We start from the raw sequence: 14,038 nt of genomic DNA, 5'->3' as shown, positions 1-14,038 counted from the left end.
GCGGTGTGGGCCTGGTGGGCCGGGGCGATGCCGTCAACTTCCTGCTTGATGCGCCGCAGCGGCTTCATCGGTTGGTGCGCAGGTCCGGACGTCGGCGTGCGTGATGCGGATCTTGGACTGCCCGTGCGGCAGCTTCTCCCAGTCCTGCATGAACCGCGCCCGCAGCCCGTACCTCTCGGCGAGGGTCACCAGGGTCTCCGTCCGGTAGTAGAAGTCCTCTCGCAGTACATGGTGTTCGCGCCCGGCGGTCCGGTCGAAGGTGAAGTCGAAGAACCCGCCCGGGGCCAGCACCCGCCCGACATGGGCCAGGCACTCCTCGATGACCGGCAGCGGCGAGTGGGAGAAGACGCTGTGGGCGTGCACGACGTCGAAGGAGGCGTCGGGGAGGAAGTCCAAGGTCAGGTCCCGCACCAGGGTCAGATGCGGCAGCTTGTCCTGGAGTCCTTCCTGCACAAGGGTCCGCTGCGCGGCGAGCAGGATGTCCGGCGAGATGTCGATGCCGTAGTAGTTCCCGGGCTCGAGGTGGCGGATGAACAGCCGTCCGGCGCGCAGGGCGCCGCAGCCGATGTCCAGCATCCGCTGGTCGGGCCGCAGCCCGTGCTCGTCCACCAGATAGGCGAACTGCATCCGCCCGATCCGCTCCCAGCTCTCCTTGGAGGGCGCGCCGCCGACCGCCGCCTCCACGCTGCGCGCCGCGTCGGAGGCCATCACCGCCCGGTAGTAGGCGACGTGGTCCCCCCGGTACCGGGCTCGCAGCCAGCTGTCGCGCGCCAGCCGTCGCACATGGCCCGGCACCCGGCCCGGGTGCCGGACCGCATAGCGCACCTGATGCAGCACAGACCCGCGATTCCTGGAAAGTTTTCCTGGTTTCATGGCCGCAGAGGATCGCATCGGATGCGCGCAGACACAGCTCCCACACGCCGACAGCCACACGGATGAGCCCTCCAAGAGGTGGCCCGTTGACGTCGAGGTCATCGGCCGCCGTCCGCTGACCGGCCTGGACGGGGTCCACCGCCTGCCGTTCACGCACAAACGACGCCAGCGAGGCGAGTCAGCACCTGGTTCACCCGGGCACTGCGACAGGCCACCATCGAGTAAGAAGGCGGGATGGGCGGCACGGACGCAGCCGGGGATCGGGGCGCACTCGCTTTCCACCAGCGTGACGGCCAGCCCTTCCCTGCTGCCCCATCGCGGGGCCAGCTGCCGGCGCCGTGGCCAGGAGCGGGACGCCGGAGCGGCCGCTGGCCTCACAACTGGGTGACGAACCAGGTAGCGGCTGTCAGCACGACGGCCACGGCCACCAGCAGCGCCACCGCGTACACAGCACGACGAGCCCAGGGATTCATGAGGGCCACCCTTCACGTGGCGAGACGCCCGGAGCGGCGCCTCTCCCGCCTCGTACACCCCCGCTCTTCCCCGTCCTCGAACCGGGGAAGCGGATAGTCACCGAACTGGACCGCGAGGCCAACGGGCCGATGTCCCAGCCCTTCACCCCGCCCGGCAGCAGTGCAGCATGACGCGGCTCATGGCCGGCCTCAAGGCCACGTGGAGGGCCGGGATGTTTCACCGACCGGCACGAGGCCCTCGAAGCCTGCGACGGCCTGCCCCTCCACCCCACCAACACCGAGCAGGAAGCCGTCGCGGCCAGGACCTGCGCCCGCAACGCCACCAGCAAGGAGGACCTGGTCCTCCCACCGCCGGGAACGCTTCGCCGTCCGCGTGTCGCCATCGGCGCCCACGTGGCCGGGGACAAAAGCGCTGGCTACGGGGCCAGGTGATCGGTGGCGCAGCATCGACGCCGTCACGTGGGCTGCGGCGGCGCACCGCCTCCCGTTCTCGTTGACATCGACATCCCCGAGCGGCGGGTGCCTTCCGCCGTCGTGAACAACTGCTGTCACGAGTCGTCGATAAAGCCAGTTTGGTGCTGTGGGTCATGGACCGTGTGGAGAACCGGCTGTCCGGGCCGTCCTCGGTCCCCCGCCACGCGCGTGGGCGGCGTCATCTGTGACTGGTTCCCGGCGGGGCGCCGGAAGTCAGGTTCCCGGCCGATGGCCGTATCGATCGAGCGGCGAAGGAAGCTGCCTGAAGCTGGGGCGGGGCCGGATCCGCTGGCTTTGGCCCCACCCTCAGGTCTCCCTGCGGTTCATTCGACCTGTAGCCGCGCTGGGCCGGCTGAGCTGCGGCTGTGCGGACTGCGCGCGAAGCGCTGAACTGCGCGGTGGTCGGGGTGCTGGCGGTGGTGGGCGGCCCAGCTTCGCGCAGTCCCGTGGGAGGTGCCTGCGGGCGCGCAGGATGTGTCCAGGCGAGGCGTTGGTCAGGCTGCCGGACGGGTGCCGACGGGCGGTCGCGGAGCAGGTCGGCCAGTGGTGCCGCGAGGACGGGGGAGGGCTCGTAGGAGGCGGATGAGTGCCGAGGGCCGGAGCAGTGGCGGCCGCGTTCAGGGCTTGGACGCGGATTACGAGTTGTAGGGTCGCGCATCATTGCCCCGGCCCATCACCCCATAAGACGTGTCAGGTAATGCAGTGTTGAGTGATCTGTGTGTTATCTTCTGTAACTGTCCGAGCGTTTCCGTGATTGGTTCCGGGCGTGGTGATTGATGTCCGCTGCTCCTTTCCCGGTTGCGGTGACCGGATTACGCCGAACGGGCTTCTGAGCTTCTCCGAGTTCTTCGTACGGCGTTGCGGAGGCCGGGTCCCACACCTTTGGTGCGGGACCCGGCCTCCGCTCTTTCCGCCCTGGCTGCCCTGATCAGGGCAGCCAGGGCCTGGTTTTTCTGTCTTCCGGCCTCAAATTCCTCCGTCACCCCGGATCTGTACTGGCTGTAATCCCCGTATGGCGTGTCGGGGAATGTGGCGTGATTGGCCTGCGTGTTATCTTCTGTAACTGTCCGGGCACGTTCCGTAACGGACGCGAGTGTGCGAAGAAATCGGAGAAGTGATGAGCAAGCTCAAGAAGGCCGTGGCTGTCGCGGTCATGGTCGGCGGCATGGCTCTCGGTGGCGGGATTGCCCACGCCGATGACGGCCACGACTACAAGTACGAGTACAAGTACGAGTACAAGTACAAGTACAAGTACGACAACAAGGACTACTTCTACCTCGGCAACCTGCAGGCCGTGGAGTGCGACCAGGACTTCAACGGCGGCGTGGCCTTTGCACCCGTTCAGGTCACGGGCACCGGCGACAACACCCAGGTGATCGGGAACTTCTGCGCGGTGGTCGGGCCTGACGGCGACTGATTCCGCGGCATTGTGATGAGGAGCCGGGCTTGCGCCTTCTGCGCAAGCCCGGCTCCTCACGTAGTCGCAGGGAAATCCGGCCGGCGCGGTGACGTGTAAGGGCTGTCCCGCAACTCTGAAGACCGCTTGCCGGTGTCCGGTTCAACCCGCTTGGCCGGGATCCCGGTGAGATCGCGAGACGGGGCGGAACCGGACAAGTCGATCCGGCTGTGGTGACCTACCAGCCTCTGCCCCGAGTTACGGGACAACGCTTAGGGGGAGCACGCCTGATCGAAAAGCGTTGTCGCTGATGATAGGCGTTGTTTTCCAGTGGCTGGTGTTTGGTTTTCAGTGCTGGAGCGCGCCTACTGACCTTCAAAGCGTGATGTCGTCATGCTGGTTTGGGCAGGCCGGTGCCGGTGAGGCAGCCGTCGAGGACGTCGTGTCGGTACTGGAGCTGGCGCAGGCCGCGCCGGACGGCGGTGAGCAGGTCGTCGGGGTCGGCGAAGGCTCGGTTGGCCGTGGTGGTGCGCCGCAGCACGGACCAGATGCCCTCGACCGGGATGAGGCCGGTGGCCTAGGGCGGCAGTTGGAAGACGGTGAGCCAGTCGCGGTCGGCGATGTAGCGGCGCATCCCGGCCGTCAGGTGGGTGTTCAAGTTGTCCCAGACCAATACGATCGGTCCGCCGAGTTGCCGGTGGGCGGCCTGGATCAGGTCGCGGTAGTCCTGCCAGGAGAAGCTTTTGCGTCCGTCGGGCCGGGCATCGGGGCAGGTCCGGTAGATCAGTCTCGAGGGTTCGCCGGCCTTGTGGCAGGCCAGGGCGGCAACCGATAAGCGGCGGCGGGAGCGGCCTCTGACACCGATCACGGGGGTGTGGCCGCGGCGGGACCAGGTGCGGGTGGTCGGCGGCGTCATCGAGAAACCGGGCTTCGTCCTCGAAGACGAGCCAGGCGTCGAGCGCCGCCACGGTTCTTCCACGCTCGGCCAGGTCTCCTTCACCCAGCCGGCCACCACGTTCTCGTCCCGCTCGATCGCGCGGCGGGCGGGGACCTGGCAGCTCCAGCCATGCCGCTTGAGCAGGGCTGCCACCTCTTGCACGGTGTAGCTCTTGTGGAACCGGCGCCCGATCAGCGTCTTGATCCGCGACAGGGTCCAGGCCTGGTCCGGCCAGCCGTGCGCCACCGGGCCCTTGAGCAGCTCACGCTCCAGCACGGCGAACAGGTCCTCGCTCAGCAGCGCCAGTGATGCCGGCCCCTTCGGGGCCAGGCTCCTCGGCCCACCGCGGGACCAGGCCTTGCCCCGGCGCTGCACCGACCGGACGCTGACACGCAGGTCGTGCGCGATCACCGTGTTCTCGTCGCCGTGCCGGAACCGCTCGGCCGCCTCCAACCGCAACTTCCCACGCAAGACCCGACGTTCCTCGGCCAAGCCACCGCCCTGGGCATACCTTACGTACTCGGGATACCGCAGGGATCATGAGCCCTCAGCCCTCCGCCACCACACTTTGAAGGTCAGTATGCCGAACAGGGAAGTGTCCGCACCCGTGCGCGCGTCAGCGGAGACAAAGCGGCCGACCGGCTCGTCGCGGCAGCGGTGGCTGGTCCTGGCCGTCGTGTCGGGCAGCTTATTGCTGTGCGGTATCGACCTCACCGTGCTGCACGTCGCCGTACCGAGCATGAGCCGGGACCTCCAGCCCAGCGCCGCACAGTTGCTGTGGATCGTCGACGTGTACTCGCTGGCGCTCGCCGCCCTGCTCGTGACCTGCGGAACACTGGGGGACCGCATCGGCCGGCGCCGTATGGTGCTGAGTGGCTTCCTCACCTTCGGCCTCGCCTCGGCGGCGTGCGCCTTCTCGACATCGACCGCCCAGCTCATCGCCGCACGCGCGGCACTCGGCGTCGCCGCGGCGATGATCATGGCCTCGACGGTGGCGATCATCAGAGTCGTGTTCACCGACGACCGCGAGCGGGCTCTCGCCATCGGGGTGTGGACCTCGGCCCACAGCGCGGGAGCGACGATCGGACCGCTGATCGGCGGACTGGTCGCCGAGCGGTGGGGCTGGAGCGCCGTCTTCCTGGTGAACGTCCCCGTCATCGTCGTCATCCTGACCGTCGGCGCCCGCGTCATCCCCGAGTCGAAGAACCCCGTCCCCCGCCGCTGGGACCTGACCAGCGTGGTGCTGTCCGTCACCGGCCTGGCGGGCGTGGTCTACGCCCTCAAGCAGGCCGGCGAACACGCAGGGGTCAACACCACGATCCTCGTCACGGCGGTCGGCGGGGCCCTACTGCTGTACGTCTTCGTACGCCGTCAGCGGCGCCTCGCGGAGCCGTTGCTGGACTTCTCGCTCTTCGGCGAACGCCGTTTCACCACCGCCACCCTCTGCGTCATCGGCTGCTTCGGCAGCTATGTCGCCCTGCTGTTCTTCCTCACCCAATGGCTGCAGCAGGTGGGCGGGTACTCTCCGCTCCTCGCCGGGCTCTCGCTGATGCCCCCGGCCGGCGCCAATGCCGTCGGTGCCATCACCGCGCCCCGGGCGGCGCGCCGGTGGGGCAACCGCCGCACGCTCACCGGAGCGCTGTCCCTCTTCGCCGCCGCGTACGCGGCCATCGCCGCCGTCGGCGACACCGCCCACTACGGCATGCTCCTGCCGCCGCTGCTCGCCGCGGGATACGGCGCCGGCATCGTCATGACGCTGGGCGCCGACTCCATCATGAGCGCCGCGCAGCCCGAGCGCTCCGGAGAGGCGGCCGCCATCCAGGAGACCTCCTTCGAACTGGGCGCGGGCCTCGGCGTGGCCATCCTCGGCACCGTCCTGGCCGTCGTCTACCGCACGAGCCTGCCCTCGGTGCCGGGCCTCGGGCCGGAGGAACGGGCGGCCGCCGGGGAGTCGTTCGCCGCGGCCGAGGACCTCCTGGCCCACCTGCCCTCCCCGACCGCGGACGCCGTGCTGGACGCGGCCCGCCAGGCGTACGACCGCGGCTTCACCGCCGTGGCGGTGATCGCGGCGGCCGGCCTGGTCGTCACCGCCCACCTGGCGGCCGTCCTGCTCCGCCCGCGCAAGGCGGGCAACGACTGACGGCTGGGCGTTGTCACGTTGCCTGGATGCCTGAATGCCTGACGACGCGTCGGGGCAGGCCGGGCTTGAAAGCCGGGCCTGTGGTCAGGCTGCGGTGGACCGGCCGGCAGCACCGGTGATCTCGTCCCAGACCGCGAAGCGGATGCTCATCTCGGCTCGGTACTGGTATGCGGGCATCAGATGACGGCAGGGCCGGAAACGGGGTGAGATGCCGCTGAACGCGGACAGGAACCGCTGTGCTCCGCCCACGGAGCGAAAAGCCTTCCATCGCCCGTTCGCACCGCCGCGTGGGCCGGTGGCGGTTCTCCGCCCGGTTGCTGAGGTACTTCGACTGCCGGTGCTCGACGCAGAGCCATGACCTCACGGCGGGCCGCGGCGTAGGAGCGGAACTTGTCGGTGACGACCAGCCGCGGCACCATGCGGGTCTTCTTCATCAACATGCGGAAGAAACGCCTGGCCGCCGCCTTGTCCCGGCGGTTCTGCACGGTCGACGAGACCGCCCGCGCCCTCGCCCCCGCCCAGCCGCTCCAGGGCACGGCACCGACCCGCTGGGCACCGGCGTTCACCGCGCCAGACGGGCAAGGGGGTACGGCGTCAGGTGGTCGCGGAGTTCACCTAGGGTCTTGCTCCAGCGGACCGCGGCCGGGGCTACCCGGCCGGACGCGTGAGCAGCTCCACCAGCGCGGCCCCGCGGCCGGTCAGCCGCTGGCGCACCTCACGGCCGTAGCGCTCCCGCTGGAGCAGACCGGCCGCCTTCAGATACTCGCAGTGGTAGGTGATGGTGCTGACCCCCGTGTTCAGCGCGCGGGCCAGCTCACTGACCGTCGCGGGGGGCTGCACCGAGCGGAGCACGCCCGCCTTGACCGGTCCCAGCAGCCGAGCGAGAGCGTCCTCACGCGCGGGCTGCCCTTCCGGTGGACCAAGACGCCTCAGCCCGGGCAGCGGATAGCTGAACCAGACCACGTCGTCGCGGTCGAGACTGTGCATCGAGGCGGCCGCACCGGAGACCACGGGAACCAGCACCAGCCGGCGGCCCGCGAGTTCGAAGACCTCCCTCGCGCACTGCGGCAGCTCAAGCGCCCCGTCCACATAACGCACTCGGGGACTCAGACCGGTCAGCACCGCGCCGAGGTTCCGGCTGACCACAGCGGAACCCACCCGCTCGGTCTCCTTGCCCAGCAGGGCGTCCGCCCGCGCCCACAACGGCTCCAGGCGCCGCCAGGCGGCGTCGGCCACCTCGTGGTACGCGGCGAGGAAACGCGCGGGGTCGTCCAGCACCCGCTGCCAGCTGTGGGGCACCGCGTCACCGAACTGCCCGCTCACCTCGGCCGCGAGGCCGTCCGGATCGGCCTCCCGCAGCTGGGACAGCACGGTCTCCATACGGGTGGCGCGCACGTCGCCGGCCAGCGCCAGTACGTCGGGCAGCCAGCCGTGTCCGGACCCGAACAGGGGGCGGATCACGTCGGCCGAGGCGGACAGGGCGGATTCGACGGTGCTCCGCCACCGCACCGGCACCCCGTGCCGCACACCTCCCAGCACCTCGTGCAGCACGGGGAACAGGGTGACGCCGGGGGTCCGGGCCACCTCCACGTGCACCTCGTCCAACGGACCCAGTAAGAGACGACTGCCGGTCAACAGAAACCCCCCTCGTGAAGATAAAGCGTCGTTCGTGCTCGGACCAGCACAACACCGTCCGGCCGGATACCGTTCCCCGGACGTCGGCTTCCGGCCACCGCGGCGGACGGCCGCGGCAACGTTTCGAGGATTCCCGAAAAGCTTGCACGGCGCCCCACCGCGGACGACGCTGGCCGCACGAGGGACACCGCCCGGCCCAGGGCCTCCCGGAACCCATCAGGGGGAATCAAAAAATGCACAGGACGAGTCCACGCCCGCCGACCAAGATCATGATCACGGCAGCGGTGGGCGTGATGGCCGCCGCCGGTATGGCGGCTCCGGCCTCCGCAGCAGAAGCCCCGCAGGCCGACCGGACGAACGTGAGCGCCGAGTTCGAGACGGTCACCACCTGGGTCCAGGGCAATGTGCGGATCGGGCCGTCGACGGGCTACCGCATCGCCTACACCGTCGCGGCGAACCAGAACCTCACCGCCGTGTGCTGGCTCGAGGGCGGCACGGTCTCCGCCAATGGCTACACCCACAACAAGTGGGTGTACCTCTCGGACGACAACTACATCTGGGGCGGCCTGCTCAAGGGCAACGAAGTGGGCAACGTCAGCTCCCGCTGCTGGTGACCCACCGGCCGCTCCCGCACCCACCGCGGGAGCGGCCGTCCCCGCTCCGCTGGCCGCTACCCCGCCGCCCGCAGCACCGCCTCCGCCACCCGCGCCACCGCCCGGTGCGCAGCGACAGGAACAGATTCGACTCGACCAGCTCCAGCCCCATCAACCGCGCCTCCCCGTCCTCCCCGCCCAGGAGGCCGACACGCGCGTACAGCGGCTCGCCGAGCCCGTCCGGCACGGCGTCCAAGACCGCCTGCGCGACCCGGAGTTCGGCATCGACGGGCTCCCAGACCTCCAGTCCCGGACGCGCGAGCTTGCACACGTCGTACGGCGTCCCGGACGCGAGCACAACACCCCTCCGGCTGGCGTGCAGCAGCCGCCCCCAGAAGAACTACAACGCCCCCCGAGGCATCGATGCCCGCCATGTACGGCTGCACCATCGCGGTGAACCTATGCCCAGCGCATGCCGATGGCGGACAGCTGTTCGATCCGCTCCGGCGACAGCATTGCGGCTCTGGATCTTTGATTCCCGACCCATGCCCCGAGCTTGATCTCTCGTTCCTCCTGGTCCCCGCCGCTCTTACCCTCGCCACTGCCGTCCCCGACATCGACGGCGATCCGTTCGACGTGCTTCCTCGGTACGCGAAGATGTCCTTCGCGCTCGTAGAACTGCTCAGCGGCGGCCAGGTTGAGGGCCCATTTGTCGGCTTGGCTGCGGCGCGGCTCCGGTTTCTCGTCCTCGGCCGCAGGCCTGATCCCGAGAATGTTTTCGCACATCCACTGCTGCACACCGGTGAGCTTGCCCCAGCCGAGCCGAACCGAGCGCACCCACCGACCGAGGTCTTCGCCCTGGCACACGACAGTGCCCGGCTCCACCGGCAGCACGCCGCCGGTCTCCAGGTGCAACCGGACCAGATGAAAGCACCGCTGCCACCCCACTGGCCAGACCGGACACCACGACGGGTCGATCTCCTCGAGCTGCTCGCGCCGTTCCTCCGGCAGCGCCCCCGCCGCCGACGTGACGGGCAGGCCCTCGGCCCGCCGCTGCTCGATCTCCTGCGCTTTCCGGGCGGCGGCCCGCTGGTTCTTCAGCCAGATACCCACCCGGCAGCCCTGGAACGTGGCGCCGGTCGGTGCCAGCAGGTGCCCGTGCTTGGCTGCCCACCCGCGGGCGGCGGCCAGTCCTTCTTCCCAGGCGACATCGTAGTGCGACCAGATCATGCCGAGCTTCTCCAGCTGCTCAACACGGCCGACGTCCATCTCCCCGCGGACGTAGAAGCGGCGAACGTCGGCGATCCATCGCCCAAGGGGAAACCAGGCGAGCGAGACCGGCCACCCCTCAGCTTTAGCCTCCTGGCCGTCGCGGCCTGGCACACGGTACGTGAACGGCACGCGCAGGTCGCCGTGCTCGCGGGCGTAGATGACGGCGGCCTCGATGCCACGCCGCCAGTGTTCGTGCTCGGGGTTGATCACGCGAAGGTTGATGAACGCGGCCAGTTGCGTCGGGTCACGCGGTGTGGAGAACTTCAGCAGGGCCCGGGCTGGCACTGACAGCCGACAGTCACTCCGATCGCTCCCCACCCCCTCACCTTCCTCGCTACCGCTACGACTCTGCACGCCTCGGACGCTGCTTCGCGCCTGCTGCTCGGCGAGTACTTCCACGACACGCGCATCGTGGGCACGGAGGGCCTCCAGCAGCCTGGCCAGTCCGCCGAACGCCCGTGAGGTGAGCATGCTGTCGGCTGTCTCGCCGGGACCGAGCAGAACGGGCACCACGAGGGAGGCGATCTTGCCCTCGCCGGGCTGCATCCGCAGCGCCCGGCCCACGGCCTGGACAAGATCGGGCATGGAGCCGCGTACGTCCGCAAAGTACACGGAGTCACAGTGGGATGTATCGACGCCTTCGCCGAGCACGCGAACGGACCCGAGGAACGTCTTCTCCACGACCGTGCCGTCAGCAGCGATTCCCCTGGAGAACTCGCCCAGGACACGCCGCCGGTGACCCGGCTTGTGCTCCCCGCACAACCAGTCGGCCCAGATCGTCATGGGATACAGCTCCGGCTCGGCGGCATGCAGCCGGCCGGCGACCTGGGGAAGGCCGGCAGCGAACGCCTCGGCCTCCTTCACCTGGTGGTGGAAGACCAGCGTCCTACGCAAACCCTCCTCCGCCGAGGCCTTCACCAGCGCCGCCTGCAGGGCCGCCAGGCGCGCCCCACGCACCTCATCCGAACGACCCTCCACACCCAGCAACTGTGCCGCCTGGAGCTGGGTGTCGGTGATGTCCAGGCACACCACCTGATACGGCGCGCAGATCCCCCGGTCGATCGCCTCGGACAACGTCAACGTATAGCAGCGCGCCCCGAACGGCCCCTCCGAATCGTCCTCCATCGAGGCCACCAACTCACCCTGCACGCCTGACACAGCCGCGGAATCGTCGTCGAGCTGCCACAACCGGGGCGTGGCGGTCATGTACAGACGCCGCAGTGCAGGAATGCGGGTGTTGTCGTGGACGACCGCCCACGGTCTGCCGATCCGGCCCGAAACCCGGTGCGCCTCGTCCACGACGATCAGCGACCACCCCGGAAGACCGGCGGCGTGCGCGCGTTCCAGAGTGCCGAGCCCGAGGGAGGCGTACGTGGCGAACACCGTGACATTGTCGAGCGGCCGCACCCAGTCGACCAGCTCGCCCACGTCCGTAGTGTTCGAAAAGGACGCCTCCCCACCCCGCAGGGACGACACCCCGATCATCGGGCCTGTACGACCTCCCGCGCGCCACGCGGCTTCCGTCTGGACGAGCAGATCCAAGGAGGGCACGAGGACCAGCACGCGGCCCGCGCGAAGCTCCTCAGCGCACCGGGTGGCCACCAAAGTCTTGCCCGAGCCGGTCGCCATGACCACCTGAGTACGCAGCCCCTGCCCCGGCACAGTAGATCTTGCAGGAAATTCGAACACCCGAAGTACCGCATCCACAGCTTCTCGCTGATGAGGACGGAGTTCCTTCACCATCACTTCAGTTCACCCTTTCCTGCAAGCCGGACGACAGCTCTCACACCAAGACACAACCAACTGACCACCTGAAAAAAGACTCTGGCCCAACAGCGTCTACACCGCGGCACCGGTCCCATACTCCGACGCTGGACACGGATGACCACCCTCAACCGAGTCACAGAACTCACGATGATGGAACTCCCTAACTCCAGAACCTATCGCAAGCACAAAATGAAGCAGACGTGCAGAGAATCAGCACAGACACCAGGGGTACTCCCCGCCCATCACTGTCCACCCTGCAGGAGAGAGACATGACACAGAAGACCGGAAACAACAAGGGCAACCGATTCTGCAAGGCGTGCGGCACGCCGGCCGAGGACGGCAAACTGTGCAACCACTGCAGCTCCGTCCTGGACCTCCCCGACAACGCAGGACTGATCGAGGACCAAGGCGCAGCAGTACGACGCGACTTCGAAGGGCGCACCCGGCAGTAAAAATGAGAGGCGACCGGAGGACGAACCCGATCAACCCGCTCCGTTGAATAGCCTGCACTGGGGTACACGGGCCGGCATGGCATCCAAGACTGATCGCGTCATGTCCTTGCGGGCCGTGCGGCAGCTGCGCCGGGTCCGCGCCTTCTACATCGGAGGCGTCCTGCTGTGGGCGGCATTGACCGCCTGGACGGGCTGGCAGTTGCCCGGCAGTCGGCAGATGTGGGTGTCCGCCCTCCTCCTGGCCGTCTTCAGCGGCCTCCTACTCGCGGCCTCCCTGTGGCTGCAGCGCCTCCAGGCCGCAGGCCCGCGACGTCCTGCGCACCACGCCGCATCACGGAGGGCGACTACACCACGTCGCGCGCATGCCTGACCCACCGCCGGCAAGGCAGCACCACCCGCCGACCCGGGTCTCGTCGTGTTTCTACGCCTCGACATCTGGCTGCAAGCCAGCCCTCCCTAGACCACCTCTGTGCATCTCTAAAGCCGGTGAGGCCGTCCGTTTTCGGCCCTCTCTCAAAGGCCGAGAGACAAGGGACGGACAGGGGGTAGCCGGATAGGTATGGATGGCACACGAATACGGCAGGGCCAGCGAAGCCCACAGGAAGCGCGCGCCCGGGGAACCATGGGAATCTGGCGGTGGGCCAGGTGGGTGGCGCTTGTCCTTGCGGTCAGCTGGTCGGTGAACTGGGTCAGCAGTCTCATCCAGGGCGAGCAGGGGCGGGATCTGTGGTGGCCTCTGGCCAGTACCGTCATCTGGGCAGGACTGACCGCGTACGGCTTTAGGACCCACCGCCGGATCAGGACAACGACCCTGCCGGCCCTCACCGGTCGCCCGTCTGCCTGACCACCCCGGCCGGCCCGTTCCCTGTCTCCTGCCGCCTTTCGGCACCCGGACCAAAACCCCCTCGTGGGCCAGGAGCCCGCACAAGCGGACGGGATCCGAGAAGGGAGCCTCGATGCAACGGCGTTCAAGTTCACGCACCCCGCCGTCATGGCCATGCCGGGCGCACGATGGAGGACCCGGCTCTATTGGCCGATGCTGTGTATAGCCCTCGGATTCCTGGCTTGGCGGGTGAACGAAGGCTCCAGCGGAGCGAGCATCGCCTTGTCCTTGTGCCATGCCCTGGTGTGGGTGTGTCTTCTACTGGCTAACCGGTCTGCTCGGCATGAACACTCACAGGCCTGACAGGAGCAGCACCAGGAACTGGTCCTGCTCCACGGTCGCGTCATGAGTCTTGGTACTCATACGTGACGGTCTTCCCGTACGTCACGCTGCCCCTGCCGTGACAGACCATCAGAAGGGCAGGCGTGATGAGTATGCGCAGGACTGTGGCAATGGCGATACTGGCGGTTTTCGGGTCGGCGGGAGCAGGGGCTGTACCGGCCGCGGCAGCTGGAAGCCTTCTCCCTCACCCCGGGCCTGAAGGTTTGGTGTGGGTGCAGGAGTGGAGGGGGGATGGCGGGGTCGCGTCTGGTGGGGCCTGGGAAGGACTGCCGACCGTGCTCACGGTGGCCTGTGATGGCGTAGGCAGTGTGGCGGTGACGATGGAATCGCGGCAGGCGCGGGTGGCCGAGTTCACGGTGGACTGTCCTGCCGACAGGGCAGGCGCGGGCTCGGTGACCATGGATTCGGGTGGCGTGCAGTCGGGTTCCTTCACCGTGGGCATTGATGCCTCGGACGAGAGCATCCGGTGGGCTCTGACAGTGACGAGCCCGAGTAGCCCCAACGCCTCGCTGCTGCTCGGGCCGAAGGCCCGTTGGCCGCCCCGCACAGCGGGGCCGGCCTTTGTGGCGCGCAGCGCCACCGGGTGGCTGAAGCGCAGCGGAAGCTACCCCGCGGGGGCCGCAGGGCCCCGCAGTCCCGGAAGCGCAGCGGACGGGACGTCACCTGCCTTGCGCAGCAAGGCAGGTGAGCGGGACGCGTAGCGTCCCGCAGGCGCTCACGCGGAGCGGGTCCCTCCGGGCTGCGCCCGGAGCAAGCGAACCCCCTTGCTGCGCGCGGGGGTTCGCTCACGCTCCGCGTGAG

At 68.7% G+C, this 14,038-nt stretch carries 9 protein-coding genes and 3 pseudogenes; 5 read left to right on the top strand and 7 right to left on the bottom strand.

What is annotated here, in order from left to right; translation table 11 throughout:
- Positions 1-33: 33 nt before the first annotated feature.
- A complete protein-coding gene (locus tag AB0L29_RS25510) occupies positions 34-873 on the bottom strand; it encodes a class I SAM-dependent methyltransferase (protein WP_365830079.1) in 840 nt (279 codons plus the stop codon).
- Positions 874-2,937: 2,064 nt separating this feature from the next.
- Here AB0L29_RS25510 and AB0L29_RS25505 point away from each other — a divergent pair.
- Positions 2,938-3,237, top strand: coding sequence for a hypothetical protein (locus tag AB0L29_RS25505; protein ID WP_365830078.1), 300 nt, complete (start codon positions 2,938-2,940; stop codon positions 3,235-3,237).
- A gap of 370 nt (positions 3,238-3,607) precedes the next feature.
- Here AB0L29_RS25505 and AB0L29_RS25500 read toward each other — a convergent pair.
- A pseudogene (locus AB0L29_RS25500) lies at positions 3,608-4,132 on the bottom strand (transposase).
- Positions 4,133-4,141: 9 nt separating this feature from the next.
- Positions 4,142-4,606: pseudogene (locus AB0L29_RS25495) on the bottom strand (winged helix-turn-helix domain-containing protein); the annotation flags it as partial.
- 154 nt (positions 4,607-4,760) lie between these two features.
- Between AB0L29_RS25495 and AB0L29_RS25490 the strand changes: the two are divergent.
- A complete protein-coding gene (locus AB0L29_RS25490; protein ID WP_365830077.1) occupies positions 4,761-6,293 on the top strand; it encodes an MFS transporter in 1,533 nt (510 codons plus the stop codon).
- A 207-nt stretch (positions 6,294-6,500) separates the two neighbouring features.
- On the opposite strand, the pseudogene AB0L29_RS25485 reads toward AB0L29_RS25490, so the two are convergent.
- Positions 6,501-6,778, bottom strand: a pseudogene (locus AB0L29_RS25485) (DDE-type integrase/transposase/recombinase); the annotation flags it as partial.
- A 163-nt stretch (positions 6,779-6,941) separates the two neighbouring features.
- The gene (locus AB0L29_RS25480) at positions 6,942-7,898 is read right to left on the bottom strand and encodes a helix-turn-helix domain-containing protein (protein WP_365830076.1); all 957 of its coding nucleotides are present in this window, start codon (positions 7,896-7,898) and stop codon (positions 6,942-6,944) included.
- A gap of 263 nt (positions 7,899-8,161) precedes the next feature.
- Here AB0L29_RS25480 and AB0L29_RS25475 point away from each other — a divergent pair, with 263 nt between their 5' ends.
- Positions 8,162-8,542, top strand: coding sequence for a hypothetical protein (locus tag AB0L29_RS25475; protein ID WP_365830075.1), 381 nt, complete (start codon positions 8,162-8,164; stop codon positions 8,540-8,542).
- On the opposite strand, the gene AB0L29_RS25470 is transcribed toward AB0L29_RS25475, so the two are convergent.
- Together AB0L29_RS25470 and AB0L29_RS25465 are read right to left on the bottom strand one after the other, a co-directional pair.
- Positions 8,523-8,879, bottom strand: a complete 357-nt coding sequence (locus tag AB0L29_RS25470; RefSeq protein ID WP_365830074.1) for a hypothetical protein — start codon at positions 8,877-8,879, stop codon at positions 8,523-8,525. The two genes, AB0L29_RS25475 and AB0L29_RS25470, sit on opposite strands and share 20 nt — an antisense overlap.
- Positions 8,880-8,980: 101 nt before the next feature.
- A complete protein-coding gene (locus tag AB0L29_RS25465) occupies positions 8,981-11,536 on the bottom strand; it encodes a Helicase associated domain protein (protein WP_365830073.1) in 2,556 nt (851 codons plus the stop codon).
- A gap of 293 nt (positions 11,537-11,829) precedes the next feature.
- On the opposite strand from AB0L29_RS25465, the gene AB0L29_RS25460 reads away from it, so the two are divergent.
- Positions 11,830-12,012, top strand: a complete 183-nt coding sequence (locus tag AB0L29_RS25460) for a hypothetical protein (protein WP_365830072.1) — start codon at positions 11,830-11,832, stop codon at positions 12,010-12,012.
- Between the two features lie 76 nt (positions 12,013-12,088).
- Entirely contained in the window at positions 12,089-12,382 is a 294-nt protein-coding gene (locus tag AB0L29_RS25455; protein WP_365830071.1) for a hypothetical protein, read from the top strand.
- Positions 12,383-14,038 lie beyond the last annotated feature (1,656 nt).

It is taken from the genome of Streptomyces sp. NPDC052701, assembly GCF_040678355.1.
Taxonomy (GTDB): domain Bacteria; phylum Actinomycetota; class Actinomycetes; order Streptomycetales; family Streptomycetaceae; genus Streptomyces.
This window is presented reverse-complemented; position numbering and strand designations above follow the sequence as displayed.

Excerpts from the sequence above, each read along its gene's own strand:
- AB0L29_RS25510 (WP_365830079.1), bottom strand. The coding sequence starts at position 873 with ATGAAACCAGGAAAACTTTCCAGGAATCGCGGGTCTGTGCTGCATCAG.
- AB0L29_RS25505 (WP_365830078.1), top strand. The coding sequence starts at position 2,938 with ATGAGCAAGCTCAAGAAGGCCGTGGCTGTCGCGGTCATGGTCGGCGGC.
- AB0L29_RS25475 (WP_365830075.1), top strand. The coding sequence starts at position 8,162 with ATGCACAGGACGAGTCCACGCCCGCCGACCAAGATCATGATCACGGCA.
- AB0L29_RS25465 (WP_365830073.1), bottom strand. The coding sequence starts at position 11,536 with ATGGTGAAGGAACTCCGTCCTCATCAGCGAGAAGCTGTGGATGCGGTA.
- AB0L29_RS25460 (WP_365830072.1), top strand. The coding sequence starts at position 11,830 with ATGACACAGAAGACCGGAAACAACAAGGGCAACCGATTCTGCAAGGCG.
- AB0L29_RS25455 (WP_365830071.1), top strand. The coding sequence starts at position 12,089 with ATGGCATCCAAGACTGATCGCGTCATGTCCTTGCGGGCCGTGCGGCAG.